We start from the raw sequence: 25,114 nt of genomic DNA on the forward strand, positions 1-25,114 counted from the left end.
TGAAGTCAAATTGCTCTGCTGATCGCCTCCAGCCCCAGTTCTTTCAGCTTTGCGCTTCCGGGCTGGGTGGTTTCCGGATCCCAGCCCCGGTCTGTGTAATATTGGGTGAGCATGGAATCGAACTTGTTCCGGTCGAGCACCGCCCCCTTTTTCGGTCCGATGGAGAAGGCATCCTCGAAGAAGCGGTCGGGGAGCTGGTCGTCCGCACGGCGGAATCCCTCGCGGTAGTTGAATAGCTTCTCCAGATTGAAGATCCGTTCGCCCGTCTTTTCGAACTCTGCTTTGTCGTATTTCCGGCCGGTTATGGCGCTGAGCAGGGCTAACATGGGCTCTTCCAGCGCCGGTTCAAAGGTGGGGAAAAAGCACATGCCGGTCGAATCCATCATGGCCCGCCTGTTCTGCATGGCTATGTTGTCGCCGCTCATGTGGCAGGCTCCCCTGGAGGCCGTGACGTATGACAATCCCCGGGGCTGATTGGCCTGGATGTTATGGGCGGCCAGCTCAAGCCCCTTCACCTGGATGGCAAACTTCTCGCTCCCTTTGCCGATGTGCCATGAAAGCGCCCGCACCCCTTCGGCGGCCAGGGCTCCTACCCCCTCCTTGGCGGCGATCTTCTCGATCATGGCCAGCGTTGCATCCACATTTCCCCAGGTGAGATCGATGCCGTCCAGAAAACCGCGATTGATAAGCCCCCGATCATACGCCTCCATAAGAAAGCCGATGACGTTCCCGGTGGAGATCTGGTCCAGACCAAGATCATCGATGGTGGTAATCGCCTTCAGTAGGCCGGGCATGTCTGAAATCAGCAGGTTTGAGCCGAGCATGACGCCGGTTTCGTACTCGGGTCCGTCGTGGACGATGCCGCCGTATTTGCCTTTCGTCAGGCCGCTTTTCTTGCAACCAAGCGGGCAGCAGTAGCAGGCGATGTCCTTTACCCAGACATCACGCCGGGCCGCATCGCCGCCGATCTTGTCGGCCTCCGCAAAGGTTCCTTCCCGGTAATTGCGGACCGTTTCAGTGCCGGCGTTGCTGTTGCCGACGATGGCCCGGGCGGTTCCCTGCTCTGCCCATGATTTGGCAAAAGCGGATTTGTAGAGGGCGCCCCTGGCTTTTTCAAGGGCGGCAAGAAAACCCTGGTGGTCGGCGACCCCCGGCTGCCCGGACCCCTTTACCGCGATTGCCTTCAGATTCTTGGAACCCATGACGCAACCGGTTCCACCCCGGCCGGCCGCCCGCCCCGCAGTATGGAGGATGCTGGCATAGGGCACCAGATTCTCGGCGGCCGGCCCGATGTAGACCGTCTTGAATCGCCTATCTCCCAGCTCCGCCAGTATTGCCTTGTCAAAGGCATCGGTGCGCATCCCCTTGAACTTTTTCCCGTCGCGGATCTCGACCTTGGCGTCGTCGATGACCACATAGGAGAGCTCCTTTGCCTTTCCCGTAATGACGATGCCGTCATACCCGGCAAAGCGGATCTCGGGACCGAAAAATCCCCCCATATTGGAGTAGGACACGGTCGAGGCATGGTGGTAATCGGATTCAATCGGCGAGGTGATGGAGGATTTGGTCACCACACAGGTCCGGGACGAGGAGGGTACCGGGAGCCCGGAGAACGGCCCGGGCATGAAGATGAGCGGGTTTTCAGGGGAGAGGGCGTCTACTCCCGGCTTTTTCAGGCGATCCCAGAGGATCTTCATGCCGAGCCCTTGGCCGCCGACGAATTTTTCCAGGTCTTCGGCGGGGACCGCCATCTTGGTAATCTTTCCGGTGGAAAGGTTTATGTCCAGTATCTGGCCGTAATAGCCCGGTGTTCCGCTCATTTTACACCTCCCAAATCTACCGTTCCGTACCAGGTTTTCGCCAGTTCAGCCGCGATTTTTTCCGCTCGCTGGCCATAAAATTTCCGGTCACGCCGCACCTCCACATAGGAAAGCGCTCCAAAGGGGCACCGCCTGACGCACTGCGGGTCGCCGCCGCACAGGGTGCACATCCGCTCCGGCTTACCTGTGGCCGAGTCGGGGGTAATAACGCCGGTCCGTTGGGTCGCGCAGGCCTTGGCACAACTGCGGCAGCCGAGACACCTGGCGGGGTCGTTGTGGATGGTATGGGTCGCCTGATCCCGGTAGAGGGCGCGTCGGCCGCTCTTTTTGTCCGGCTTGACCGGGCACGCCTTGACGCAGGGGGTATCGGCACACATGGCGCAGACGCTTGGCACATCCACGTCCGGGTTGAAGCGGTGCACACGGATGTTGGCAAAGCGGGGATTTCCCAGCCCCGGCAGTTCCCGGCCGTTGACCGATGCGGGCCGGTTGCGCGAGGAACAGGCCGCTTCACACGTCCTGCATCCGGTGCATTTGCCGTAATCCACCAGAACCATTTTAAGCTCAGGCTCCCCCGAAATGGCCCACGCCAGCCCATGTACACCGAAATGGCCGGCCAGAACCACTGCGCCTCCGGCTACGCCCATATCCCTGAGGAACTCCCGGCGGGTAAGGGTTGTCCCTCCGTCAGGTTTGCCGGGTTCTTTCTTTTCTCTCTCCATGACAGCCTCCATTGAAATTGACCAGTCCCCGCTATGCTCTTTTCCCCATTTCATGGGCTTGACCCATTGCCGGGCTTTTCCTGATGTCACCTGCATTCCAGGCGCCGGTCCCGTAGATGACCCCCTTTTCCTTGGCTCCGCTGAGGCAGGAGGTAAAGCCGCGTAACGACTCCAGGGTTCTTTCCAGCAGACTCTTGTTACCAACCGCAGCGGTCATGAGGAAATAGAAATCCTTGTTGCTGATCTCGGTATAGCGGGCGTAGGTCCGGTCGATAAGCGTCTTCAGCTGGGCATTCATGGTGTAGAAATAGACCGGAGTGGCCATGACGATGACATCGGCCTGAATCATCATGTCGAGGATTTCCGCCATGTCATCCTTCTGTACGCAGGTGCCGCCATTCCTCTGGCAGGCGTCGCAGGCGGTACAGTAGTTAATCCGTTTTTCCCGCACGTTTATCTTTTCCACCTGGTGCCCTGCTTCGGTTGCACCGCGCATAAACTGATCACACAACAACTCAGAGTTGCCGTTTTTTCTGGGGCTGCCGGAGAGCACCAGTACCTTTTTAGCCATATCATTCATCCTTTCGATCAGTATCTAATATCAAAAATTCTTTTGAGAGGGAGCACACCGACGTTGGCCTTGGGAAAATGTTACGGTAATTGCTGGTATTCTTCGTCCGAAACCGGCTCCAGCCATTCGGAGGAACCACCCTCAGCCGGAACTTCCACCGCTACATGAGAAAACCAGCTGTCTTTTGCGGCTCCATGCCAGTGCTTGGTTTCCGGGGCAATATTGACCACGTCACCGGCGTGCAGCTCCCGGGCGGGTTTGCCCCATTCCTGGTACCAGCCGCGTCCCCCTGTCACCAGAAGGATCTGCCCGCCCTTATGGTGAATATGCCAAAAATTGCGGCAGCCGGGCTCAAAGGTTACGTTGCCGATAACAACCCTTTCCGTTGACAGCATGTTAAGATAGCTGGTGCCGGTAAAATACCGGGCATATGCTTCATTCAAATTTCCCCGTGGGAATACCCCGCCGCTGGCTGCATCATCGTGTATTTGCCCCATATTTTTCTCCTTGGAGTTTTTCAAGACCTGATCAAGCACGACTTCGGCATTATCCGCAACCTTTCCACCGCATTTGATTCGCAGAAGGTTTACCAGTTCCCGAAGTTGCCCAGGCGTCAGGCCGTTGTGCATGCCGATAACCATATGCCCCTGCAGTTGGGGATCAACACCCTCGATGCTTGCCAGAGCGGCCACTGTTGCCAATTCCCGGTCTTGCCAGTTCAGCACATCGCGCTGAAAGATGTCGCCGAAGAGGTGGGCTTTCAAGAACCGGTCAAAGGCAGGGGCAAAATCATACAGCGGCCCTGTCACAGGTTGGCCGACCAGCTTTGTCTGGTTTTTCGTGCCTGATTCAAGGCTGTTTTTTCCGGTCGGCATCGGGCTGGCTTCCTTGCCCATCTCGTCCTTGATGCCTTTTTTTCCGCGCTCGTCCATAACGGCCATGAACGTGCCAATGCCGTTCAGGCTCCGGGGGAAGCCTGCGTAGGCGTAAAGCTGGACAAGAATTTCCTTGATTTCATTCACGGTCAGTCCGGCATCAAGTCCTTCACTCAAGGCCGTTTTCAACCTGGAAAGGTCCCCGTTGGCGGTGAAAGCGGCGATGGGGATGATGGCTCGCTGCTTTGCATTCAGATGATTTTGCATGGTTTGCGCCTCAGTTATGGTAGTTGTGCTCAACATTACTATACAAGCGTATGCCAATATAAGAAGTCGATTCATGATGATTATTCCTCTCTACTGACATTCAGTAGTACCTTGTTGCCGCCATGCTGCTTGATGTTTCGCCGAGAGTGCATATTTGATCTCCTGTAACAGTATTGATGATTGTAAGGTACGACAGTAAAAGCAATGAGCGGTAGAACGATCCTGTTTGATTATTGCCTAATACTGCTGAGCATGGAAATGTGCTTGTAAAGAAAATGCGGGGATGGGTAGTATTTTTTTAGGAGAAATGTATGGAAAAATAACCAGTTACAAGGGCTATCGAGGTCATCAGCCATGAGCCCATGATTGCATCTTTGAGGGACAGTAGCCCGATTGACCGAAGGTGTGGATGTGTACACAACAGCCATTCCAGGTCTGTCGCTATTCAGGAGGGAGAGCCTACTGAGCCTGCCTGCGGTATGTATGAACCTATCATTAGTCTGGGGGCTCCCAGGAGTCCCTTTTTTGTCAACATCCCATCGCCATTCCGGATTGACTTGTCACAAAAATGCTTATACATTCAAAAAAATGAATTTATCAACTGAAGGAGCATTTATGCCGATATTCGAGTATTCTTGTCGTAAATGTGGTCATCACTTCGAAAAGTTGCAGAAAGGAGCAGAGGCAGGGGTAGTCACATGCCCTTCCTGTGGCTCAGACCAGGTCAAAAAGGAAATTTCCGCTTTTTCCTCAGGCAATGCTGCACCGGCACATTCCTGTTCCAGCGGCGGCTGAAGGATCTGAGTGGTGCCAGGTCGGCACCTGAACTAAGGAGGATGCACATGAAAGTCTGTTTTCCCATAGCCGAAAACACGGGGCTGGCAAGTCGCGTTTTCGATCATTTCGGTTCTGCACCGGGCTTTCTGCTCGTGGACATCACGACAAACGAGTTCAAAGCGATTGACAACGGAAACCGCATTCACCAGGCTGGTGCGTGCAATCCATTGGCTGGCCTCGGCGGGCATGATGTTGATGCCGTCGTTGTCGGCGGCATCGGCAGAGGGGCGCTGTATAAATTAAATGCTGCCGGCATTCGGGCATTCAAAGCCCAGAACGGTTCAGTTGCCGACAATATCCTGATGCTGAAGGAAGGATTACTGCAGGAATATCTCCCGGGCCACACCTGCGGCGGGCACGGCCATGGCCACGGGTGTTCCCATTAGCGATGTCGCGCCCTCGTAAGGTAAGATAATGCAATTGCCCCTATCGTGGCAGGTTCTCAGCGGTCTATAAACCCGCCGGGGCACCTTTTGAAGACCCGGATATCATTCTTATTGAGCAGGATGAACTGGAGGCGCTGCACCTTTGTGACGGGGAAGGAAAGACCCTGGAGCATGCAGGAGCCTGCATGGAGGTCTCCCGAGGCACGGTACAACGCCTCCTTGTCTCTGTGAGGAAAAAGGTGGGGCTGTTGCGCTAGCCGGTCGTAAAGCCATTGCCATATCGGCTGTTGAACCTTCACCATCTGTTTCCACAGGGACTTTTGCCGCTTTGAGCAACATAAGGAGATGGAAACATGCAGCCCAAAGAGTTGCTGAAAAGAAAAAATTCCAGGACACCACCGGCAGTCGTTGATGTGCGGACCGGATTTGAATTCAAAGCCGGGCATATCCCTGGTGCGATCCATGCGCCGGCCTGGAAGATCCTCCTGAAGCTGGCCCGTCTCCCGGCTGACAAAAATGCCGAACTGGTGGTCACCTGCGAACACGGGCCACGTGCACAGATTGCCAAAGGGTTGCTCGGATTTTACGGCTACCGTAATGTGGACCTGCTGGACGGGCACATGTCCGGTTGGCGGCAGGCCGGCTATCCACTGGAGAAATGATTGCTTCCGGCAACCTCCAGGGCTTGCCGACACAAATACTATCTTGAACTCGGATACCGTTGAAGATGTGAAGGAACTGATGCAGCAGGCTTCGAGGACACTAAATTTCTCGATGGAGGATTCCTGACCTGGCTGTTCACCCTCAGGACTTCGGCCTGAACAGGGAGGCATGGTAGCCACATCCGCTTTCCAATTATTTTTAAATGAAGAAGGGGCATCACCTCACCGGCGATGCCCCTTTTGGATTGCTTTCACCAGAAGATTTTACTTGATGACCGGCTGCGGCGTGCCGTCCGAGCTTGGCGGAAGGATCGGGTATTCGACCTTCGGTTGTTTTCCGGTCAGGGTCTGGAGAAATGTACTGATGGCAGCAGTTTCCTGGTCGTTGAGCTTGATGCCCAGCTGTGCCGATCCCATGACGGCCACTGCTTCCGACAATTTCCAGACCTTGCCCGAATGGAAGTAAGGGGCGGTCAGTGCCACGTTGCGCAGTGAAGGGGAGCGGAAGACATAGTTGTCGCTGGAGGTGTTGGTGACCTTGAAGCGGCCGGTATCGGCGGCCGGCCGTATCTCCGTTGATGGCGCCTCGGCAACCCCAAAGGGGAAATACCCTGCGCCTCCCACGTTGATCCCGCCATGACAGGCTGCGCAGCCTTTGTTTATGAAGAGGGAGAGCCCTTCTTCCTCCTTTGTCTTCAGCGCCTGCCGGTTCCCATTCAGATACCGGTCAAAGGGCGAATCCGGTGTCAGGAGTCCCGCCTCGAACACCTCGATGGCTTTTGCCACGTTGTCGTAGGTGATCGGGTCCTTTTCGGCAGGGAACGCATTTTTAAATGGTTGCATATATCCGGGAATGCTTTTAAGTACTTCTACGACGCGCTCCGGCGTGTTGTGCATCTCCACCGGCGCTTCCATCGGCCCTTTTGCCTGTGCCTTCAGGTCCTCTGCCCGCCCATCCCAGAATTGAGCCACGTTGTATACCGAGTTGAAGACCGTCGGCGCATTGCGCGGCCCCTTCTGCCAGCCATGGCCGATGGAGGTTTCCTGCAGGTCCACACCTCCGAGACCGATGTTATGACAGGTATTGCAGCTGATGAGATAGGATGCAGACAGGCGCGGATCGAAGTAGAGCTTTTTACCCAGGTCCGTTTTCGCAGGCGTAGCAGGGTTCCCTTTAATGTCTGCAGCCTTTGTTGGCAACGGTTTGAACAGATCTTTCGCCTTGGCCATGGTGTCTTCCTTGGCCCAGGCCACCGATATGGATAACCCAAGGCAGAGCGTTGCAGTCCAGAGATGAATGCGTATGCTGGCCATGTTCCCCCCGCTTCCTGTAGTTGAGTCTTTTTGCTTCCTAAGAACTATACCTGATTGTTAATACTATTCAATGAAAACTGGGGTTCTGGAAGCAACTCTGCTGAATAAATAGGCATACAAACGGCTGGCCCGATAGAAGTGAATATAGGTAACCCATTGAAAAGTAATGGGAAAGTGGGGCGACCACCTTTGGCATGGCAAATGCTGAACCAATACGGAAAGGAACAACCTGCATAGAGAATTGGCAAAGGCGCCAACCATTTCACGAGATGGGGCGCCTTTTGTTTTTTAAGGCAGCACATTCTTGAAAGGGAGAAAAAACTATGGCAAAGCCCGATTACTACGACGTGACCGATTGCAAGACCAATGATGCGGGCGCGCCCAAGTTCTGCAAGAAATCGGAGCCGGGGGAGGGGACCGAGCGCAGTTGCGCCTACGATGGTGCACGCGTCGTCCTCATGCCCATCACCGACGTCATTCATTTGGTCCATGGCCCCATTGCCTGCGCCGGCAATTCCTGGGACAACCGCGGCGCGCGTTCATCCGGTTCCCAGCTATATCGTCGCGGCTTTACCACGGAAATGCTGGAAAATGACGTGGTTTTCGGCGGTGAGAAGAAGCTTTACAAGGCAATCCTGGATGTGGCGGGGCGGTACCCCGAGGCGAAGGCAATCTTCGTCTATGCCACCTGCGTTACCGCCATGACCGGCGATGACGTGGAGGCGGTCTGCAAGGCGGCTTCGGAGAAAGTACCGGCACCCATCATTCCGGTGAATACCCCCGGTTTCATCGGCGACAAAAACATAGGCAACCGCCTGGCCGGGGAGATCCTTTACAAGTATGTGATCGGTACCGCCGAGCCGCCGGTGGTGGGGGAGTATGCCATCAATCTCATTGGCGAATATAACATAGCCGGTGACCTGTGGGGGATGCAGCCCCTCTTCGACCGGCTCGGCATCCGGATTCTTTCCTGCTTTTCCGGCGACGCCCGGTTCGAAGAGCTGCGCTATGCCCACCGGGCGAGGCTCAACGTCATAATCTGCTCCAAGTCCCTGACCAACCTGGCGAAAAAGATGCAGAAGACCTACGGCATGCCCTATATCGAAGAGTCCTTCTACGGAATGACAGATACGGCCAAGGCCCTTCGGGACATCGCCCGTGAGCTGGACGACGCGGTGGGGGGACTGGAAAAGCGGGTCATGCAGGACCGGGTGGAGAAGCTCATCGCGGAGGAGGAAGGTAGGTGCCGGGCAGCCATAGCTCCATACCGGTCGCGGTTGGAAGGGAAACGGGCGGTGCTCTTCACCGGGGGGGTCAAGACCTGGTCCATGGTCAACGCCCTGCGGGAGCTTGGGGTGGAGATCCTGGCCGCCGGCACCCAGAATTCAACCCTTGAAGACTTCTACCGGATGAAGGGCCTTATGCACCAGGATGCCAAGATCATCGAGGACACATCCACCGCGGGACTGCTCCAGGTCATGGCGGAGAAGATGCCCGACCTGATCGTCGCCGGCGGCAAGACCAAGTTCCTGGCCCTGAAAACCAGAACCCCCTTCCTGGACATCAATCACGGCCGTTCCCATCCCTACGCCGGTTATGAAGGTATGGTGACCTTTGCCAAACAATTGGACCTGACGGTGAACAATCCCATATGGCCTGCGCTGAACGCCAAATCTCCCTGGGAGAAAGACAAAAGCGAACTAGTTGCCGATGTGGCGCTGGCTGCCGGCCACGGGGAGCGGTTCCTTGGGGAAGACCTTTCCCGGTCACGGGTCAAGGTGCCGACGAAGCCGGCTACCGTCAATCCCCAGAAAAACTCGCCGGCGCTGGGGGCAACCCTGGCTTTTCTCGGCATCGACCGCATGCTCGGGCTTCTCCACGGCGCCCAGGGATGTTCCACATTCATTCGTCTGCAGCTGTCGCGGCATTTCAAGGAATCTATCGCCCTCAATTCCACCGCCATGAGCGAAGACACCGCCATCTTCGGTGGCTGGGAAAACCTGAAGAAAGGACTTGGTCGGGTGATGGAAAAGTTTACCCCGGGGGTGGTGGGGGTCATGACCTCGGGACTGACGGAAACCATGGGGGATGACGTCCACAGTGCCATCGTCCATTTCCGCCGGGACAACCCGCAATACGACCACATTCCGGTCGTCTGGGCCTCCACCCCCGACTACTGCGGCTCCATGCAGGAAGGATATGCCGCGGCCGTTGAGGCCATCGTTGAGACCCTGGTGGAAAAAACGGCCGAGCCAATCATTCCCGACCAGATCAACCTGCTCCCAGGAGTGCACCTGACACCCGCCGACGTGGAAGAGTTGAAGGAGATCATCGAGTCTTTCGGCCTCACGCCGGTAGTGATTCCGGATATTTCCAACGCCTTGGATGGCCACATCGACGACACCGTCTCGCCCCTTTCCACCGGGGGCATCGGCGTTGATGCGATTCGGAGAGCGGGGCGCAGTGCGGCAACCATCTATGTGGGAGACTCTCTGGCCAGGGCGGCGCTGAAGCTAAAGGAGCGCTGCGGTATTCCTGCCTACGGCTTCACTTCTGCTACGGGGCTGAAAGAGGTGGATATGCTCATGGATACGCTGGCGGCGATCAGCGGCCAGCCGATCCCCGAAAAGCATCGCCGCTGGCGCAGCCGGCTCACCGATGCCATGGTGGACAGCCATTACCAGTTCGGTAAAAAGAAGGTAGCCCTGGCCCTGGAGGCCGACAACCTGAAGACGTTAACCGGCTTTCTCGCCGGCATGGGGTGCGATATTCAGGCGGCGCTTTCCGCTACCAGGACCCGTGGCCTTGACGGCCTGCCCAGCGTTAAGGTCTTCGTCGGCGACCTGGAGGACCTGGAGGCCGCAGCAAAGGGGGCGGACCTCTTGGTGGCTAATTCTAACGGCCGTCAGACAGCGGGAAAGCTGGGGATAAAAGCCCACCTGCGGGCCGGTCTCCCGGTTTTCGACCGCCTGGGCGCCCACCAGAAGATGTGGGTAGGGTATCGTGGGACGTTGAACCTGATTTTCGAGGTGGCAAACATCTTTCAGGAGAACGGAAAAGAACTCCAGAAGCTTTCTCATAACTGAACGAGCGGTTTGTAGCACGAAAAACACAACCACTGGAGGCATATATGAAAGTGGCATTTACCAGCAGCACCGGCGACATTATCGACGAGCACTTCGGCCAGACCAGCAGCTTCCATGTCTGGGAGATCGGGCCTGAGGAAGCCCATTTCGTGACCAGCGTGGGGGCCATCACCACCTGCGAGGATGAGGAGGACCGCATTGCCGCCCGGGCCAATGCCATCGCCGACTGTTCCATCGTCTACACCATGCAGATCGGCGGCCCGGCGGCGGCCAAGCTGGTGGCGCGGAAGATCCATCCCATGAAGACGAATGTGGAGGTGCCGGTTGCCGAGATTGTTGGCAAACTGCAGGAGGTGCTTAGGGGTACACCACCCCCCTGGCTGCGGAAGGCGATGAATAAAAATACCAGCGCATCCTTTCTGGATGAATAAAAAACGGAGGAAACAACCATGGCCTACATTACAGGACTAAGAAGAAACAAGACCGAATACACCCCCGAATTTATCAAGGCAATCGATGAGGAAACTTGCATCGGCTGCGCCCGCTGTTTCAAGGTCTGCGCCCACGGCGTACTGGCCTTCGAAGAGGTGGACGAGGACGATTCGGCGAAGATGTACATGCGGGTGGCGAATCCGGACAATTGTATCGGGTGTCAGGCGTGCGGCAGGACGTGTTCGAAGAAGTGCTTCTCCTTTGAGCCGGTCCTTGCTTAGAAGAAACGGCTGTGGCATTTGGGCAATAGTGGCGTTCGCCTGCGCCCTTCCTTGTGCGGCATAGCCCTGTTTATGCCCGATTTTTGGGTACTATGCCTTCGCGTCAGGACTTGTCTGCCTTGCTCTTGCCGCAAAATCCGCAGCCGGAGTTAAAAGCTAAAAAACACCAATGGGACGAAGAGTTTCGGGTTCTGGCAAGGCTTTGCGAGGAGGCTGGCGGAGGCGTGGCAGCGCCACGTCGCACAACGGGCTTCGCAGCAAAAACGCCACCAGGTTCCGGAAATCTTCGTCCCTTGAAGGAGGAGATATGCTGATCGCCGTAGCTTCGAAAGACCAAGAAGAAATCAACCAGCACTTCGGCCATGCCGAGCGCTTCCTTATTTATGACGTTGCCGACGGCGAGGCGAAGCTGGTGGATGAAAAGCAGGTGGAGCGGTACTGCTCACTGGACCAGGACCACCCCATGCGCGGCCACTTGCTGTCCGCCATTGCCGAGGCCCTGGCCGGGTGTCGGGCGGTGGTCTGCACCCAGATCGGCCAGGCACCGCAAATGGAGATGGAGCGCCTCGGGCTGGATGTATTCGTGGCCGACGGAGCGATCAAGCCGACCCTGCTTGAGCTGGCCAAGATGCTTTAAAGAGTGAAGAGTGAAAGGCTTTTCAACCTCGAACTTCGAACGTTATTTTATCAATGGAAAATACCTCTTTCAATCAGTGCAATCTCCCCCCCTGGGTCATTGCGTCCCGGCACTTCAACGATCACCCGCAGCCGCTGGAAATCCAGGGAGTCAGGCAGGCGAACCGCTTTCTCTTCCAGAAGCTCGATGCCCTCACTTCTCCCGAAGAACGGGCGCTGGTCTTCAACGACTACATGTCGGTGAAGTTCCAGCTCCACCAGTGGCAGAGCCAGTCCACGGACATGGCCAGGAAAAGCATCAAGAACAGCTATCTCCGCTTTCTGCGGGGGTGGATGATGGACTCCAACTCCGTGGAAGGTGCCGTCCTCAAGGGCTGGGTTGAGAGCCGCATGGGACTTCCCCCAACGTTCCACAAGATACGCATCTCCGGGATTCACAGCGAAGAATACATGGTCTTTGTCATGGATCGGACCAAAGGAAGCGCCCGCACCAATGCCATCAACTCCCAGCTGGATCTTCTCTACGAGTACGGCCAGTACGAACTGGCAAGGCGCTACCCGGAAAAGCGCCTGCTTACCCTCTACCGCGGTACCTTCGATGCCAATGAGCACGACGTGCTGGAAAATATGGGCAAAAGGCAGCAGCTGGTGCGCATCAACAACCTTTCATCGTTCACTTCGGTGGAGGAGCGGGCCTGGGAATTCGGCTTCACCGTCTGGGAGGTGCAGGTGCCCTTGAGCAAGGTCTTCTTTTACAATGACCTGCTTCCTAACAGCATCATGAAAGGGGAGGGGGAGTATATGGTGATTGGCGGGGAGTACCGGGTGCGGGTTGTGCCTTGTACGGTGTGAGGCAAATGCCGAATTTGAAGGGGTTCAAGGTCATTTTGGCAGCGATGTGTGTGCTAGGACTCCAACTGCAACCGCTTTGATTTAAATCGATTTTATGTTTATCTTTCACTGGGATAACGGCTCTGGCGTACTACTAGGGGTCAAGCGTCTCCAAAGTCAAAATTAGAGATTTGGGACTTGGCCCTTTTATCTCTTCAGGTCAAAGGACTTGGCTATGCACATTTCTCAAATTATCTTCCACTCTTTTTCTATTTTGGAGACCTCTTCATGGAAGCGCCCAAGCTTTTCTTTTTCAGGGTTTGGATTAATGCGATCGGCAGCCTATGTTCTCCAGATAGAGCTAAATCCTTCAAGCTCACTACTTGGAATTCTTGTTTTAAGATAATGAAAGGTCTCGGTGTCTTGGAAGGAAACATAATTTTCCGATCTGTCGATCTCTTCGCGCCACTTTCTGATTTTTTCTTTTCTGTTTTCGAGTCGTATTTTTTCTTGTTCAAACTTCCACTTAGTCCATGGAGCTGCAAATGTTCCAATGACGCCGCCTATAGCTGCAATAATAATTTCCTTGGAGGTAAAAACTGACACAACTAGATCAGTTACATTGGTGTTTTTTTCTGGCATTAGCAGTTTCCGTGCTCAACTTATTGCTTCTTTCTGTTCTACGTTCCCAATTTGCATAACGTGTGAGAGCTGACCGGCCTGATTTAGGGCCGGTCTTGCGCTTAGTTATATTCAGCCTGATTTGACTGACTTTATGAGTGCAGCTAACTGGTCAATTCCATCAAAAGTGCTCGGTAGCTTCTCATCACTCATAACCAGCCCTGAGAACACGACATTTTCGAATTTTGCTAGTGACTCTTTATCTTTTTTCTTGATCTCAGTTGAATAGTCAACATAATTCTGAATAAATCTACATAACGTTTTTCTCAGTTCAAGTTGAAGTAATTGTGATTTAACCGAGTTGAAATTCATAAGTAAAATTCTGAAATAGTAAATAAGAATAGCCATCAAAGATAATGTTGGCATTAATAAAATAATTAATGAACCTTTTAGTTGATCAAGTTTTTCTATATTACTTAGGATATATGTAATTTCAAAGGCCACAGGCAATATTACTAACATTCCGAGACCATTTAGACACCAGAGTAGTGATCTTTTTTCAGCTTTCTTTTCTGTTGATAAGTCATCAAATCCTTGGAACAACCCAACAAAATTAAAAGCAGATTTATACTGTTCAAGATTGTTTTTTAATTGTTCTACTTCTTTTAATTTTAACTCTAGCTCATTGTCCCAATCCTTTTTAAGGTTTTTGGCATTTTCGATAGTTGAATTGAAATTAATGATACTTTCGATGTTTTCATGATTAATTAGACTTTTGAGAATGCCTATAGGCATGTCCTTTGTAGCAAATTCAATCTGCCGTCTTGCATTAGCAGAGAAACATTCAAGATTTTGAGTAGCAAATCTTCTTGCTTCTTCGTACTCCAAGGCTAGATCGCTTTTCATTGTGAGATATAACTCTAACAAGAATCTGTAGCATATGGCATAGATGTCATCTATTGCTTCTTTGCTTTGAGTAGCCTTTTCATCTAACAGATCGGAGACAAAATGTCTGCCAATCCAGCCGATGTTGACGGAACTATAGCTTTCCCACTGACCTGCGTTACGAAACATGTTGTTTAGGATTAAGCTAATATGTTTATTCCGCTCCTGTTCAAACTGGTCAGTCGCTTGTAATTCCTTCAAGTTAGCTAGAAATGTTTGTATTGCACGTCGAGTTCGCTCTTCCGAGAAAAAGCCTTCTGTAGATTCCATCACATTCTCCTCTTTTCTTCATATAACAAGTTATTGACCAGTTAGAGTGATGCATCTACAGCTAGATGCAAGTATCTATATGTATATGCAAGGATCTACATTTAGATGCCAATCCAGTATCTACCCATAGATGAAAATTGACCTTTTGCTGCTTATCCATTGCATCTACAGATAGATTCTTTTCCTCAAACCCACCATACAGATGCCGGTCGCCTGCAGCAGCACCACCATCACTACACCAAATATTTGCCCAACTCAATGGGAAAAAATAAAAGAGGCCCGTAATCCCCAAAACGCAAAAGGCCCAGGAGCATGCTCCCAGGCTTTTGCTAAATCATCAGGCGCGACTCAATCTTGCGCAGTAATATTGGCGGCCGCTTTCCGTTCAGCTGCCCTCCAGCGTATGCCGGATGGACGGTAAATCGACAGCCGATGACAGCCGCACCAGGCGCCCGGCCAGCATCGTTACCTCCTCCCTCACTTTCCTGTCCAGCTTCTTCAGCCAGCGTCGCGGTATGTTCTCCATACCGTAATAGGCGCCGGCCAGCATGCCCATGATGGCGCCGGTGGTATCGGCATCCCCCCCCTGGTTCACCGTACTCACCAGGCATTCTTCAAAATTGCTACCCCGGAAAAAATGATGAAACACGGTCTGCATGGTATCCACCACGTAGCCGGTGGCCAGTCCCTTGTATGGATCGAAGCGGAATGCGGGGTGGGCCGCGATCAGTGCATCCACCTCCTTGCGCAGGCGTGACTTGGAGTACCCGCAGACGGCGTGGGACACCATCCTGCCCAGACAGATGCAGGCCGAGTCGGAGAGGGGATGGTTGTGGGTGAGATGGGCCTGGGCGACCACCTGGCTTTCCAGTTCCCCATCATTTCCCAAGTTTGCCAGAACCACCGGCAGGATGCGCATTACGGCGCCGTTACCGGCATCCCACTGGTTGAATGGGGTTTCCAGTGTCCCTTTCAGCATGTAGTTCCTGATCCCCTTGCGGCAGGTGTCTCCCACATCGATGGGCCTGGATTTGAGCCAGGCGGCGAAATTGTCGGCGACGGCCCGGAGAGACATGCCACCTTCCGCAACCATGGCCCTGGCAACGCAGAGGGTCATCTGGGTATCGTCGGTAACCTGTCCGGCCTTGATGCGCAGCCAGCCGCCACCGACAATATCCTTTAGGATGCCGTATTTCGTCTTGATCTCTCCCGCAGTCATGAACTCCACCGGCGCTCCCAATGCATCGCCGATGGCAAGGCCCACAAAAGCCGCCTGGCTGCGGGAAAAAAGTTCCTGCTGCTGATAATTCATGAGCAGTTGCAACCTGCGCAGGAGCCGGCACAGCTTTTCAGCTGCTTCTTCGCGGCGGGGGCAGCCAGCCATTGCCGCACCGAATCGGCGTTTATCAGCCATTCCCCCTCGACCAGGCTTCCGATCACGGCCTTCTGTCGTATCAACATCAGCACCTGCACGGCCGTCGTTCCCAATAGCTCTGCCGCTTCGTCGGCAGTCACGAATGCAGTTCCGTCCATTGTTTTTGCCATGGTGGTCTCCTTTCCCATCCATCCCTTACATTTAACATGCCGTGTGGACGGCCCCTGTCCGCAAAGGAGAAATCTCCTGCGGAACCATGAAATGCTTAAAGAATGATCATTTCTGACGGCAAATCCGGCAGGATGGTGGATTTCAGCAGGCGATTCCCGGTGCTGTTTTACCGGTTTGCTGTAAAACCGCCATGTGGAGCGGCTGGCATGATCCTGGCAATATAATGAGAAACTGAATACAGGAATACAGCGGCGTATTCCGAATAAGAGCGCAATGAAGCCCGGTGGGAGATATCCTGCCGGGCTTTTTTTGTGAACGTTCAAAGGAGAGGAAGGCCTATGGCACATTTATGTTCGGAGCGAAAAAATATTCAGGGTCATCCATGTTTCGGTGGCAACCATCAGAAAAACGGTCGCATGCACTTGGCCGTTGCGCCGCGTTGCAACATCAAGTGCGGTTATTGTTCCCGCCGTCACGACTGCGCCAATGAATCCCGTCCCGGTGTCACCAGCCGCCTACTGACCCCAGAGGAGGCCCTGGTCAAGGTGCGGGAGGTGATGGCAAGCGAGTTGCTCGGCCCCATGATCAAGGTGGTCGGCATTGCCGGTCCCGGCGACCCCCTGGCCAATGGGGAGACATTCGAGACCTTTCGCCTCATCGGCAAGGAATTCCCCCATCTTATCAAGTGCATGAGCACCAACGGACTGCTCCTGCCGGAAAAGATCGGCCTCCTCAACGAACTTGGGCTGCACAGCCTGACGGTGACCATCAATGCCGTCGATCCTGTGGTCGGCGCAAAGATATATTCCCATATTCTTTACGAGGGGCGAAAGCTGAGCGGTCCCCATGCGGTGGAGATGCTCATCGCCAACCAGTTTGCCGGCCTCAGGAAGGCCGCTGAGTACGGCATGACTATCAAGGTGAATACGGTGCTCATTCCTGGGGTCAACGAAGACCAAGTGCCGCTGATTGCCGCGAAAGTCAAGGAGTTGGGGGCCATGGTCATGAACGTGCTGCCACTTATACCACAAGCGGATTTTGCTTCCCATCAACCGCCGACCACCGCACAGCTTGAGGAGGTACGGGCAGCAAACGAAAAGATCATCGGTCAGTTCCGGCATTGCCGCCAGTGCCGTGCCGATGCGGTTGGCCTCATCGGCAACGATTTCAAGCCTGCTGAGGTGGGTTGTGCGGCCTGAAGTGATGCTTGAGCCATTTCGCTTCGGTAATGTGCCCCTTTTCCTCTCGTGGGCGGCTGAAGAGGGCTGGAGATGCGGATCATGGGAGTTCGACTTCCTCTTGGAGCATTTTCCGCAGGGGTGCTGGACGACAAGCACCGACGGCATTGCGACCGGCTTCATTACCTCGGTGAAGTATGTAAACAGCGGCTGGATCGGCAATCTCCTCGTGCGGGAGGATTGCCGGGGCCGTGGGTACGGCCGCCTTCTCATGGAGCAGGCCATGGACTCCCTGGATCGGGCGGGAGTGAAGACCATGTGGCTGACTGCTTCCCGGGCCGGGCAGCCTCTTTATGAAAAGCTGGGCTTCATTGCCATAGACCGGATCAGCCGCTGGCGTGGGAGCGGTATCCCCGATGCCGCAGCCACACCGGCCAACTACTTGCCGGATGACATTGAATCACTCGATCGCCATGCATGGGGGGATACGAGGCGCCTCATTTTGGACACAATAGCTGCGAAGGCGACGGTGGTGGGAACTGCCGATGGTTTCTGCATGGTACAGGGTACGGAAGGGGCGCTGCAACTGGGGCCATGGAGCTGCCGCAATACTGTAGCAGCGGAAGACCTGCTGGAACAGGCTTTGACGGTGGCAGGCCCAGCAGAGATATTTCTCGATGTGCCCGATTCCAATGACGATGCGGCCTTCCTCCTGCGCAAGTGGGGTTTTGCTCCGTGCAGCGGGACGATCCTCATGTATCGAGGAGCCTTGCCCTCATACCAGCCCCAACTCATATATGCCCTGGCCAGCATGGGGAGCATGGGCTGAATATTGCTCTCTGCCTCTGATTCATTTCTTTCTGGTTACGATTTCCTGCGATTATTCCCTCAAGCGTTGCTCATTTTCTTCCGATTGATGAAACAAGGTCCAGTAATAACTTTTATCGGAGGTAGTAATGCAGGTTACCCTGGGGAAAAAACTGTATCTGATCATTTTTCTTGCAGCCATCATGGTTGCTCTCAACATCCTATCCTTTTCCATGGTTGCCGGCGGTCTAAGGTCAATCAGCGAGCAGACGGATGTTGTGGGGAAAATTGTGGAAAAAGGTCGGTTAACCCAGGAAATGCAGCTGCAGGTGGCAAAGCGCATGGCCCAACAGATCGTAGAGACACGCAAGACCTCTGTATATGTTCTGGCAACAATGGTATTCGTCATAGTCGCCGGTCTGTTTGTCCTGGTGGCGGCATTCATGATCAGACGGTCGATCATGAATGCGGTGAACCAGATGCAGGGAATGGCTGCCGACGTTGAGGCAGGATGTCTCATCGTTGAGGGTCAAGAGAACGGAACGTTAGGCAGCAAGGACGAGATAGAACGGCTCGAACAATCCTTCAGAGGTGTTGTCGGCAAGTTTCATGATGTGGTCGATGAAGTCGTGCAAACGACAGCTTGTCTGGGCGGCACCACAGCCATCCTGAAAAACCGTGCAGAGAACACCTCCAACGGGGCCAGGCGTCAGACGGAGCAGGCGACCCAGATCGCCACCGCCGCTGAAGAGATGAGCCTTACCATAGCCGAGATTTCCCAGACATCTGCCAACGCTTCCAATATTTCCGGAAGCGCCCTACAGACAGCTCAACAAGGAAAAACCGTGGCTGCCGATGCAGTTGAAGCCATAAATCGCGTTCTTGTCAGCAATAAGGAACTGGCCGACATGGTCAGCGGGCTGAACGACCGGGTCACTGAAATCGGCGGGGTGGTGGAAGTGATCTCCGATATTGCCGACCAGACCAACCTCCTGGCATTGAATGCGGCTATAGAAGCGGCAAGGGCCGGGGAACAGGGGCGGGGATTCGCCGTTGTCGCAGACGAAGTAAGGGCGCTGGCCGAGCGGACCATTAAAGCGACACGGGAGATCGGCACAAAGATCACCATGGTCCAGGACGAATCCCAGAGAACTGCCGTATCCATGGATAGCGCCTCAGCGGAGGTGGAAAGGGCCACCGGCTTTATCGGCAAGGTGGAGGAGGCCTTGGACGGCATCGTTGTCCAAGTCCAGACCGTGCGTGACCAGATCGTCCAGATTGCCACGGCCGTTGAAGAACAGTCGGCGACAGCTTCCGATGTGGCGGCCAATGTGGAAAGGACAAGCACTATAGCCCGTGAAATGGAGATAATGTCGGCAGATGTGCTGCGGGAGGCGAGTGCTTTGAACCAGACCAGCGAAAGCCTGAGAAACGGCACTGCTGCCTTTAAGACAAAGGGGAGCAAGCTGCTTATCCTGCAGTTGGCAAAATCAGACCACCAGCTATTCGTCGGCAAGGTGGGAGCTGCCGTCAACGGTCATCAGGAGCTGGATCCTGCGCAGCTTCCCGACCACCGTAACTGTCGCTTCGGCAAATGGTATTACAGCGAGGGTATGGAGTCGTGCGGCAAAACTGCTAGCTTCAGAGCCATTGAAGCTCCCCACGAGAGGATTCATACCCTGGCCAAGGAAGCGGTTATCGCCGCGCGGAAAGGCCAGCAGGAAGAGGCGTTGCAACGGCTGGCAGAGGTGGAAGCAATATCTGGTCAAATCTGCAAGGGGCTGGAAGCAATCCAGGGAGAATGTAAGAGTTGACGCCTGTGTGTTAACGGTTGCAAAACAAAAAAGGAGCGCTCCCGCGGGAACGCTCCTTTTTTTGTCTGTTTGTAATCTATTCTCAGATGTCCCAGTTGTCGATCTTCATGGTGCCGTTCTTGGCCAGGTTGACCTGCATCTTGAAGACCCGGTCCAGGAGTTGCGGCTCGTGGCCGGCTTTTCTGGCGATGCAATCCTTTGTGGCCATGTCCAGGTATTCCTGGAGGAGCGGCTTGTAATCGGGGTGGGCGCACTTGTCGATGATGAGCTTTGCCCTGCTTTTCGGGTCGAGGCCGCGCAGGTCGGCAAGACCCTGCTCGGTGACCAGTACATCCAGGTCGTGCTCGGTGTGGTCCACGTGTGGGACGTGGGGCACAACGCAGGTGATGCCGGTCGGATCGGTCTTGGTGGGGCGGGCCGACGGGGTGTGCATGATGGACAGGTAGGCGTTGCGCAGGAAGTCGCCGGAGCCGCCGATGCCGTTGATCATGCGGGTTCCGCCCACCAGGGTGGAGTTGGCATGGGCGTAGATGTCGAACTCGACCGGGGTGTTCATGGCGATGCAGCCCAGGCGGCGGATCGGCTCCGGATGGTTGGCTACGGACAGGGGGCGCATCATGACTTTCTTGCTGTATTTGTCCCAGTTGGCGTAAAAGCGCTTGAAACCTTCAACTGAGAAGGAGAGGGAGACGGTGGAAGCGAAGTCCAGCTTTCCGGAATCGAAGAAATCGAGCATGGTATCCTGGAGCACCTCGGTCCAGACGTTGAGGCCGCTGAACGGTCCATTGGCCAGGCCGCCGATGACGGCATTGGCGATGGAGCCGACCCCCGATTGCAGCGGCAGCAGGTTTTTCGGCAGGCGGCCGTTATCCACCTCGAACTTGAAGAAATCGATGATGTTATCGGCGATGGCTTTGGAGGTATCGTCCTGTTCGCTGAAGGAACGGCCGTTGTCGGGGTTCTTGGATTCCACAATGGCGACGATGCGATCGGTGTCGATGCGCACATAGGGCGAACCGGCGCGGTCATCGACCCGGCTGACCAGGAACGGGAGACGGTGGGGGGGATTGACCGGTTCGATGATGTCGTGAAGCCCCTCGAAGTTGGGGATGGCGGTGTTGATTTCGATAATGATCTTGTCGGCAATCTGCACAATCTCCGGTACTGCACCGCAGGAGGCGGTGAGAACCAGGCCGCCGTTTTCGGTTATGGCCGAACATTCAAGGATGGCTATGTCGAGACGGCCGCCGTTGTCCTTGGTGTAGAAGCCGTAACCAAGATCCTGGGCGAACATGGAGAGATGACGGTCCCCCATGCGGATGCGCCCTTCGTTGATGCCTGCCTGGATATTTTTGCCGGTCTGGTACGGCCAGCGGCGGTCGATCATGTTGAGCGATGCCCAGCGGTCTTCGGTCTCCACTCCAACGGATGCGCCGATGAAAAGGTTGAATTTCAGTTTTCCCTGCAGGCCGTTTTTTTCCACATGGTCGGCCAGGGCTATGGGCACCTGTTTCGGGTAACCTGCCGGGGTAAAGCCGGACCAGCCGATGTTCATTCCGTTCTTGAACAGGGGAATGACCTTATCCACAGTGGTGATCTTGGCGTGGAGGCTTGTTTTTCTGATTCTGTCATGAATTTCCGACATCTGCCTACTCCTCTTCCGAAAGAAATTTCTGCATCATATTGCAGGTCGAACGTTCGTTCGAATTCTGGGATATTAACATCTTAAAAAAGAGGCTGCAATGAAATTGTATACAATTGACAAGGTAGCGGGCGGGCTATGGCCGCGGTGTGCAACGCTTTGCTATTAGGCGAGGATTCCTTTGCCGAAGAGGTCCATGTAGTGGCGGATCACTTCATCATCGCGCTCAGGCGAATGACTGACGATCTCGCGGGTGGCAAGGGTGCTGAGGAAATAGTAATTGACCATGCCGACTATGGCCAGCACCGTATCTCCGGCCCCGAGCCCTTTGCGGAAATGGCCCAGGCAGGTTCCTTCCTCGATGATTTCCATTAGGATACGGATGATCTTCTTGATGGCCGGATCTACGATGGTGGCGAAATAGGGGGTGGGATTGGTGAGCTCGCTGGTGTAGAAGCGCATCAGATAGGGATACTCCCTGAAACGCCTGATACTCCAGCGGATGTAGGCCTCGATCTTTGCCACGGGGCTATCCTGCATTTCCCTAATAGCCTCGATCTGTTCGAAACAGGCGAATTGCTCCTGGAGAACCAGGGAATAGAGCCCTTCCTTGCCGCCGAAGTGGTAGGAGATCATGGAAATGCTGACCTCGGCGGCTTTGGAAAGCTCGCGGATGCTGACTCCGTTGAGGCCACGCTCGGCAAAGAGACGGGTGGCCGTTTCGATAAGATTGTTGCGGTAGTCTTTTTTTGCCATTTCTCACCTTTGGCGTTTCTGGTGGGAATATAGCCAAAAAGATGAGACATGGCAAATGATAAGAGGCCTCTGTTGGAATTCATGGAAAATGGAAGGCAGTCGCGACGTCGTCCGTTTGCTCTGTCGCCACAGCTGCGGAGCTTGCGGTGCTGTCCGCGTCATGCCGCACGATGCTTAGGCTAACCCTGTTCCGTTCCATACACGGCGGGTGTCCGCTCGCCGTTGCGGCTCGTCGCTCACTCCCCACGCCCGACTGCCTTCCTTGCAAATGCTGAAGAATAAAAAACCCCCTCGGCGAACCGAGGGGGCTAGTGCATTGCATCGCAGGTCTACATCTTTTGGATCAGGATGGCGCTCACCTTGCCGTAGTCTTTCGTGCTGGTGAAGGTGATGGTGATGGCTCCGTTAGTTACCACCACCGGCACCGAAACGTCATAAGCAGTGTTTTTGCCCACCTTCGCATAAATGTCCAGGTTGCTGATCATCGTCTGCCCATTGATGGCCACGTTGAATACCCGTTGGCCGGCGGCGGAGAAATATATCTCCGCGAACTTCAGCGTCACCAGGTAGTTGCCGTTCGCGGCCGGGATGGTGTAGGAAAAATTTCCCCAGCGTTCGCTCTGGTAGAGGGTGTCGTCGGTTGTGCCGGCGATGGCTGCTGTTGTCTTGGCCGCATAGCCACCCTTAAAATTGCCGTCTGCTTGATAGGGGTTGCCGGTGGAGTCAGTGAACTGGGCACCACCGCTGTTGGTGGCAAACAGGAGCGCCGAAGGGACGATCCTGATGGCGCTGATCTTGCCGTAGTCCTTGGTGCTGGTAAACCCGATGTTGATGGCGCCGTTGGTGACATTCACCGGAATAACCACATCATAGGCCGTGTTTTTGCCCACCTTGGCATAGATGTCCAGGTTGCTGATCACGGTCTGGCCATTGACAGTGACGCTGAAAACCCTTTGGCCGGCTGAGGAGAAGTATATCTCGGCAAATTTAAGCGTCAGGGTATAACTGCCGTTGGCCACGGGAATGCTGTAGGAGAAATTTCCCCAGCGTTCGCTCTGGTACAGGAGGTCATCCGTCGTGCCGGCAATGGCTGCGGTGGTTTTGCCGGTACTGCCGCCACTGAAGGCTTTATCGGTGCCATATATCGTTCCGGCGGCATCGGTGTACGCTGCTCCGCCACAGTCAACGGCAAAGGATGTGGCGGCTGTGACCGCAGTGAAGGTGGCCTGGATGGTGTGGCTGGCGTTCACGTTGCTGAAGGTATAACTCGAGGCGGTACCCACTGAGGCTCCGTCAACCTGCACAGCGGCAATGGAATAGCCGGCGGCGGGGGTGATGGTATAGGTTTGGGACATCCCCTGGGAGATGATGGTGGAGCCTGGCGGCGTTATGGAACCTCCAGCACCGGCTGAGGCAGTCAGGGTAAAGACGGGGACCGGAGCCGCAGGGGTGGCATAGAGCAGTTCATTGGAGAGGGCGCTGGCGAGCCCGGTAGTATCGTAAGCGCTGACGGCGAAGTAATAGGTGGTGGCATCGCTTAAGGTAGTGAAGGTGTAGGAGGTGGCGGTGCCTGCGTCGAAGTTGAGTGAGTAGTTGCCCGGCGCAGTTCCGGCGTAGACTCGGTAGCCTCCCACAGCGGTCAGGGGTGTTCCATCCACATAGGTGGTGGGTGGATCCCAGGCCAGTGTTGTCTGGGCTGCCATGGCATGCCCGGCACAAAGAGACGATGCCATGAGAAACAATGCACTTAATATCAGAGAGAGACGCAGAACACCTTTGAACCCAAGCTTTTTGGATACGAGCACGTTGGTGATACCTCCAGACGTTTGTGGCACAGGGTTTTGTTGGGCAGAGTAGAGATTACAAGAGTACGGGGAGGGCCTTTAATTTGATGTGACGGAAGTCACTTTTGCGGCAGAGAGGGATTTGGCGAACTTGCTGATTCTTCGCGAAGTTTCTGCAACAGTCCTGGATTCCTTGACATGGGCTTATATGGTAGTAGTATGAAAAATAGTTAAATTATTATTCTCTAATTTAATTGACTGCGCTCCATTTGTCCCGGTTTTACGGCGTTCCGCTAAAAATTCCCGACATTTGTAAAGGAACTTATGAAACGGACTCATTTCTTCAGCCTGCTCTTTGTCCTGCTTCTTTTATCTGCATGCATGTCCGGCCGCAGTAAGCCTCCTTCAGCCCAGTTACCAGTCCTTTCACCCGCCAATGCTCTTCAGGAGTATGTTATTCAACGGGGTGACCAGCTAGATATCAAATTTTTCTACAATCCGGAACTTAATGAGCTGGTTGCAGTTCGTCCTGATGGACGGATCTCTCTGCAACTGGTGAAAGAAGTTATGGTTGCAGGTATGACGCCGGCTCAACTTAATGAACAACTCACCACCAAGTATGCCCCCCTGATCAGAAAGCCGGAAATATCCATTATAGTCCGATCATTTACAGCTCAGAAAGTATTCGTCGATGGTGAAGTCAATAAACCAGGGCTTATAGGGCTAAATGACTCCATGACTGTCATTCAGGCAATATCACAGGCAGGAGGATTCAAGGATACAGCCAACCTTGATGAGGTTTTCATCATCAGAAGGGGTGGGGATAATTCATTCGTGACCACACCTGTAAATCTGAAACGCATCCTCAAAGATGGTGACAACATGCAGAATATCGTTCTCTTGCCCAATGACGTGGTCCTGGTGCCCAAATCGAATATAGCCAGCATCGATCTATGGGTGGATCAGCACATTCGTAAACTGGTACCGGTGCCGTTCGGTGTCGGCGTAGGTCCGTGATCAGCGAATAAAAC

General features: G+C 54.5%; 25 protein-coding genes. 13 read left to right on the top strand and 12 right to left on the bottom strand.

All coding sequences use genetic code 11. The features are described 5' to 3' along the window. Positions 1-5 precede the first annotated feature (5 nt). The 4 genes from ML541_RS12745 to ML541_RS12760 all read right to left on the bottom strand — a co-directional run bounded on the left by ML541_RS12745 (position 6) and on the right by ML541_RS12760 (position 4,255). Positions 6-1,820 (bottom strand): aldehyde ferredoxin oxidoreductase family protein, encoded by a 1,815-nt coding sequence (locus ML541_RS12745; protein WP_243373394.1) that lies wholly within the window; start codon positions 1,818-1,820, stop codon positions 6-8. Continuing rightward, positions 1,817-2,542, bottom strand: coding sequence for a 4Fe-4S dicluster domain-containing protein (locus ML541_RS12750; RefSeq protein ID WP_243373395.1), 726 nt, complete (start codon positions 2,540-2,542; stop codon positions 1,817-1,819). The genes ML541_RS12745 and ML541_RS12750 overlap by 4 nt, the downstream gene beginning before the upstream one ends. Before the next feature lie 31 nt (positions 2,543-2,573). Then, positions 2,574-3,113: a flavodoxin family protein gene (locus tag ML541_RS12755; RefSeq protein WP_243373396.1), complete on the bottom strand. Its 540-nt coding sequence runs from the start codon at positions 3,111-3,113 to the stop codon at positions 2,574-2,576. Positions 3,114-3,193: 80 nt separating this feature from the next. Further along, complete coding sequence (locus tag ML541_RS12760) at positions 3,194-4,255, bottom strand: carboxymuconolactone decarboxylase family protein (RefSeq protein ID WP_243373398.1); 1,062 nt, start codon at positions 4,253-4,255, stop codon at positions 3,194-3,196. A gap of 615 nt (positions 4,256-4,870) precedes the next feature. Here ML541_RS12760 and ML541_RS12765 point away from each other — a divergent pair. The 4 genes from ML541_RS12765 (at position 4,871) to ML541_RS12780 (ending at position 6,140) form a co-directional block, all read left to right on the top strand. Then, positions 4,871-5,050, top strand: a complete 180-nt coding sequence (locus ML541_RS12765) for a zinc ribbon domain-containing protein (protein WP_243373467.1) — start codon at positions 4,871-4,873, stop codon at positions 5,048-5,050. A 47-nt stretch (positions 5,051-5,097) separates the two neighbouring features. After that, positions 5,098-5,478: a NifB/NifX family molybdenum-iron cluster-binding protein gene (locus ML541_RS12770; RefSeq protein ID WP_243373400.1), complete on the top strand. Its 381-nt coding sequence runs from the start codon at positions 5,098-5,100 to the stop codon at positions 5,476-5,478. 125 nt (positions 5,479-5,603) lie between these two features. After that, the gene (locus ML541_RS12775) at positions 5,604-5,735 is read left to right on the top strand and encodes a sigma factor-like helix-turn-helix DNA-binding protein (RefSeq protein WP_243373469.1); all 132 of its coding nucleotides are present in this window, start codon (positions 5,604-5,606) and stop codon (positions 5,733-5,735) included. Positions 5,736-5,831: 96 nt separating this feature from the next. Beyond that, the gene (locus ML541_RS12780; protein WP_243373402.1) at positions 5,832-6,140 is read left to right on the top strand and encodes a rhodanese-like domain-containing protein; all 309 of its coding nucleotides are present in this window, start codon (positions 5,832-5,834) and stop codon (positions 6,138-6,140) included. 264 nt (positions 6,141-6,404) lie between these two features. Here the strand turns inward: ML541_RS12780 and ML541_RS12785 are convergent, their stop codons facing one another. Continuing rightward, positions 6,405-7,454, bottom strand: coding sequence for a cytochrome-c peroxidase (locus tag ML541_RS12785; RefSeq protein WP_243373404.1), 1,050 nt, complete (start codon positions 7,452-7,454; stop codon positions 6,405-6,407). 323 nt (positions 7,455-7,777) lie between these two features. On the opposite strand from ML541_RS12785, the gene ML541_RS12790 reads away from it, so the two are divergent. The 5 genes from ML541_RS12790 to ML541_RS12810 all read left to right on the top strand — a co-directional run bounded on the left by ML541_RS12790 (position 7,778) and on the right by ML541_RS12810 (position 12,741). After that, a complete protein-coding gene (locus ML541_RS12790; RefSeq protein WP_243373405.1) occupies positions 7,778-10,540 on the top strand; it encodes a bifunctional nitrogenase iron-molybdenum cofactor biosynthesis protein NifEN in 2,763 nt (920 codons plus the stop codon). A gap of 44 nt (positions 10,541-10,584) precedes the next feature. Next, complete coding sequence (gene nifX, locus ML541_RS12795) at positions 10,585-10,971, top strand: nitrogen fixation protein NifX (RefSeq protein ID WP_243373407.1); 387 nt, start codon at positions 10,585-10,587, stop codon at positions 10,969-10,971. An 18-nt stretch (positions 10,972-10,989) separates the two neighbouring features. Continuing rightward, positions 10,990-11,253 (top strand): ferredoxin III, nif-specific, encoded by a 264-nt coding sequence (gene fdxB, locus ML541_RS12800; RefSeq protein WP_243373409.1) that lies wholly within the window; start codon positions 10,990-10,992, stop codon positions 11,251-11,253. A 307-nt stretch (positions 11,254-11,560) separates the two neighbouring features. After that, positions 11,561-11,890 carry a NifB/NifX family molybdenum-iron cluster-binding protein gene (locus ML541_RS12805; RefSeq protein ID WP_243373411.1) on the top strand — a complete coding sequence of 110 codons (330 nt, stop codon included), beginning with the start codon at positions 11,561-11,563 and terminating at the stop codon, positions 11,888-11,890. 53 nt (positions 11,891-11,943) lie between these two features. Continuing rightward, complete coding sequence (locus ML541_RS12810) at positions 11,944-12,741, top strand: NAD(+)--dinitrogen-reductase ADP-D-ribosyltransferase (RefSeq protein ID WP_243373413.1); 798 nt, start codon at positions 11,944-11,946, stop codon at positions 12,739-12,741. A 321-nt stretch (positions 12,742-13,062) separates the two neighbouring features. On the opposite strand, the gene ML541_RS12815 is transcribed toward ML541_RS12810, so the two are convergent. The 4 genes from ML541_RS12815 to ML541_RS12830 form a co-directional block, all read right to left on the bottom strand. Further along, entirely contained in the window at positions 13,063-13,362 is a 300-nt protein-coding gene (locus tag ML541_RS12815) for a hypothetical protein (RefSeq protein ID WP_243373415.1), read from the bottom strand. Between the two features lie 111 nt (positions 13,363-13,473). Beyond that, positions 13,474-14,556 carry a hypothetical protein gene (locus ML541_RS12820; protein ID WP_243373417.1) on the bottom strand — a complete coding sequence of 361 codons (1,083 nt, stop codon included), beginning with the start codon at positions 14,554-14,556 and terminating at the stop codon, positions 13,474-13,476. 385 nt (positions 14,557-14,941) lie between these two features. Next, positions 14,942-15,868, bottom strand: a complete 927-nt coding sequence (draG, locus tag ML541_RS12825; RefSeq protein ID WP_243373471.1) for an ADP-ribosyl-[dinitrogen reductase] hydrolase — start codon at positions 15,866-15,868, stop codon at positions 14,942-14,944. Continuing rightward, complete coding sequence (locus ML541_RS12830) at positions 15,865-16,101, bottom strand: helix-turn-helix domain-containing protein (protein WP_243373418.1); 237 nt, start codon at positions 16,099-16,101, stop codon at positions 15,865-15,867. Before ML541_RS12830 ends, draG begins: the two co-directional genes overlap by 4 nt. A 339-nt stretch (positions 16,102-16,440) precedes the next feature. Between ML541_RS12830 and ML541_RS12835 the strand changes: the two genes are divergently transcribed. From ML541_RS12835 to ML541_RS12845, 3 genes are all read left to right on the top strand, one after another. After that, positions 16,441-17,301: a radical SAM protein gene (locus ML541_RS12835; protein ID WP_243373420.1), complete on the top strand. Its 861-nt coding sequence runs from the start codon at positions 16,441-16,443 to the stop codon at positions 17,299-17,301. Next, positions 17,291-18,109 (top strand): GNAT family N-acetyltransferase, encoded by an 819-nt coding sequence (locus ML541_RS12840; protein WP_243373421.1) that lies wholly within the window; start codon positions 17,291-17,293, stop codon positions 18,107-18,109. Before ML541_RS12835 ends, ML541_RS12840 begins: the two co-directional genes overlap by 11 nt. Before the next feature lie 127 nt (positions 18,110-18,236). Continuing rightward, positions 18,237-19,901 carry a methyl-accepting chemotaxis protein gene (locus tag ML541_RS12845; protein ID WP_243373424.1) on the top strand — a complete coding sequence of 555 codons (1,665 nt, stop codon included), beginning with the start codon at positions 18,237-18,239 and terminating at the stop codon, positions 19,899-19,901. A gap of 82 nt (positions 19,902-19,983) precedes the next feature. Here ML541_RS12845 and ML541_RS12850 read toward each other — a convergent pair whose 3' ends face one another. The 3 genes from ML541_RS12850 to ML541_RS12860 all read right to left on the bottom strand — a co-directional run bounded on the left by ML541_RS12850 (position 19,984) and on the right by ML541_RS12860 (position 24,032). Beyond that, positions 19,984-21,546: an acetyl-CoA hydrolase/transferase C-terminal domain-containing protein gene (locus ML541_RS12850; RefSeq protein WP_243373426.1), complete on the bottom strand. Its 1,563-nt coding sequence runs from the start codon at positions 21,544-21,546 to the stop codon at positions 19,984-19,986. A 162-nt stretch (positions 21,547-21,708) separates the two neighbouring features. Next, positions 21,709-22,299, bottom strand: a complete 591-nt coding sequence (locus tag ML541_RS12855; RefSeq protein WP_243373428.1) for a TetR/AcrR family transcriptional regulator — start codon at positions 22,297-22,299, stop codon at positions 21,709-21,711. A gap of 329 nt (positions 22,300-22,628) precedes the next feature. After that, positions 22,629-24,032 carry a malectin domain-containing carbohydrate-binding protein gene (locus tag ML541_RS12860; RefSeq protein WP_243373430.1) on the bottom strand — a complete coding sequence of 468 codons (1,404 nt, stop codon included), beginning with the start codon at positions 24,030-24,032 and terminating at the stop codon, positions 22,629-22,631. 375 nt (positions 24,033-24,407) lie between these two features. Between ML541_RS12860 and ML541_RS12865 the strand changes: the two genes are divergently transcribed. Then, the gene (locus ML541_RS12865; RefSeq protein ID WP_243373431.1) at positions 24,408-25,100 is read left to right on the top strand and encodes a polysaccharide biosynthesis/export family protein; all 693 of its coding nucleotides are present in this window, start codon (positions 24,408-24,410) and stop codon (positions 25,098-25,100) included. The last annotated feature ends 14 nt before the right edge of the window (positions 25,101-25,114 follow it).

Source organism: Geotalea sp. SG265 (assembly GCF_022808985.1).
Classification (GTDB): Bacteria; Desulfobacterota; Desulfuromonadia; order Geobacterales; family Geobacteraceae; genus Geotalea.

Bases quoted from the DNA above. Each gene is read 5' to 3' on its own strand.
- ML541_RS12745 (WP_243373394.1), bottom strand. From the start codon at position 1,820: ATGAGCGGAACACCGGGCTATTACGGCCAGATACTGGACATAAACCTT.
- ML541_RS12750 (WP_243373395.1), bottom strand. From the start codon at position 2,542: ATGGAGAGAGAAAAGAAAGAACCCGGCAAACCTGACGGAGGGACAACC.
- ML541_RS12755 (WP_243373396.1), bottom strand. From the start codon at position 3,113: ATGGCTAAAAAGGTACTGGTGCTCTCCGGCAGCCCCAGAAAAAACGGC.
- ML541_RS12760 (WP_243373398.1), bottom strand. From the start codon at position 4,255: ATGCAAAATCATCTGAATGCAAAGCAGCGAGCCATCATCCCCATCGCC.
- ML541_RS12765 (WP_243373467.1), top strand. From the start codon at position 4,871: ATGCCGATATTCGAGTATTCTTGTCGTAAATGTGGTCATCACTTCGAA.
- ML541_RS12770 (WP_243373400.1), top strand. From the start codon at position 5,098: ATGAAAGTCTGTTTTCCCATAGCCGAAAACACGGGGCTGGCAAGTCGC.
- ML541_RS12780 (WP_243373402.1), top strand. From the start codon at position 5,832: ATGCAGCCCAAAGAGTTGCTGAAAAGAAAAAATTCCAGGACACCACCG.
- ML541_RS12785 (WP_243373404.1), bottom strand. From the start codon at position 7,454: ATGGCCAGCATACGCATTCATCTCTGGACTGCAACGCTCTGCCTTGGG.
- ML541_RS12790 (WP_243373405.1), top strand. From the start codon at position 7,778: ATGGCAAAGCCCGATTACTACGACGTGACCGATTGCAAGACCAATGAT.
- nifX (WP_243373407.1), top strand. From the start codon at position 10,585: ATGAAAGTGGCATTTACCAGCAGCACCGGCGACATTATCGACGAGCAC.
- fdxB (WP_243373409.1), top strand. From the start codon at position 10,990: ATGGCCTACATTACAGGACTAAGAAGAAACAAGACCGAATACACCCCC.
- ML541_RS12805 (WP_243373411.1), top strand. From the start codon at position 11,561: ATGCTGATCGCCGTAGCTTCGAAAGACCAAGAAGAAATCAACCAGCAC.
- ML541_RS12810 (WP_243373413.1), top strand. From the start codon at position 11,944: ATGGAAAATACCTCTTTCAATCAGTGCAATCTCCCCCCCTGGGTCATT.
- ML541_RS12815 (WP_243373415.1), bottom strand. From the start codon at position 13,362: ATGCCAGAAAAAAACACCAATGTAACTGATCTAGTTGTGTCAGTTTTT.
- ML541_RS12820 (WP_243373417.1), bottom strand. From the start codon at position 14,556: ATGGAATCTACAGAAGGCTTTTTCTCGGAAGAGCGAACTCGACGTGCA.
- draG (WP_243373471.1), bottom strand. From the start codon at position 15,868: ATGAATTATCAGCAGCAGGAACTTTTTTCCCGCAGCCAGGCGGCTTTT.
- ML541_RS12830 (WP_243373418.1), bottom strand. From the start codon at position 16,101: ATGGCAAAAACAATGGACGGAACTGCATTCGTGACTGCCGACGAAGCG.
- ML541_RS12835 (WP_243373420.1), top strand. From the start codon at position 16,441: ATGGCACATTTATGTTCGGAGCGAAAAAATATTCAGGGTCATCCATGT.
- ML541_RS12845 (WP_243373424.1), top strand. From the start codon at position 18,237: ATGCAGGTTACCCTGGGGAAAAAACTGTATCTGATCATTTTTCTTGCA.
- ML541_RS12850 (WP_243373426.1), bottom strand. From the start codon at position 21,546: ATGTCGGAAATTCATGACAGAATCAGAAAAACAAGCCTCCACGCCAAG.
- ML541_RS12855 (WP_243373428.1), bottom strand. From the start codon at position 22,299: ATGGCAAAAAAAGACTACCGCAACAATCTTATCGAAACGGCCACCCGT.
- ML541_RS12860 (WP_243373430.1), bottom strand. From the start codon at position 24,032: ATGGCATCGTCTCTTTGTGCCGGGCATGCCATGGCAGCCCAGACAACA.
- ML541_RS12865 (WP_243373431.1), top strand. From the start codon at position 24,408: ATGAAACGGACTCATTTCTTCAGCCTGCTCTTTGTCCTGCTTCTTTTA.